Origin of the sequence: Brachybacterium sp. HMSC06H03, assembly GCF_001807385.1 — a bacterium.
Classification (GTDB): Bacteria; Actinomycetota; Actinomycetes; order Actinomycetales; family Dermabacteraceae; genus Brachybacterium; species Brachybacterium conglomeratum.
The window spans coordinates 1-581 of sequence record NZ_KV788890.1; the positions used below are offsets into that span (position 1 = coordinate 1).

At 79.0% G+C, this 581-nt stretch carries 1 protein-coding gene; it reads left to right on the forward strand.

Annotated features, from left to right (window positions below; genetic code table 11):
- Positions 1-292 precede the first annotated feature (292 nt).
- On the forward strand, positions 293-581 hold a 289-nt coding region (locus tag HMPREF3159_RS17955), incomplete at its 3' end, for a cell division protein FtsQ/DivIB (RefSeq protein ID WP_246821627.1).

A 581-nucleotide genomic window follows, 5' to 3' on the forward strand; every position in this document is an offset into this window, starting at 1 on the left:
CGCCGCGTCGACCGGACGGAGCGCCGCTCCGGCGCCCTCGGCCCGCAGTGCACGCTCGGCCCCCTCGGCTCACTCGGCCCCGTCGCCGTCCCCGGCGCCGGGCGCAGGCCGGGGCCGGAGCCGCAGCCTGGGACGACCCGCCGTCGAGCCCGAGGCGCCGCTCGCCCCGCCCCGCACGCAGGAGGAGGAGTCGGGAGGCGGCCGCGTCGTCCAGGCCGCGGACCGCTTCCGCGAGCTCGTCGCGGGACGCCCGTGGCGCCGGCGTCGGCGCGCGATCATCGCCGGCACCCTCGTGACCCTGCTCGTGCTCGTCGCCGCCCTCGCCACCGCCGTGATGCTCCCGGCCCTGCAGGTCCGCGACATCACCGTCGAGGGGACCGGGTACGTCGCCGAGGAGGACGTACGCGAGGCCGTCGCCTCCCACACCGGCGACAGCGTGCTGCTGCTCCCCACCGACGAGATCGCCGGCCGGGCCGCCGAGGTGCCGGGCGTCGCCTCCGCAGAGGTCGACCGGGCCTGGCCCGACGGCATGACCGTCACCGTCACCGAGGCCGCCCCGGCGAGGCGATGTTCGTGCCCGC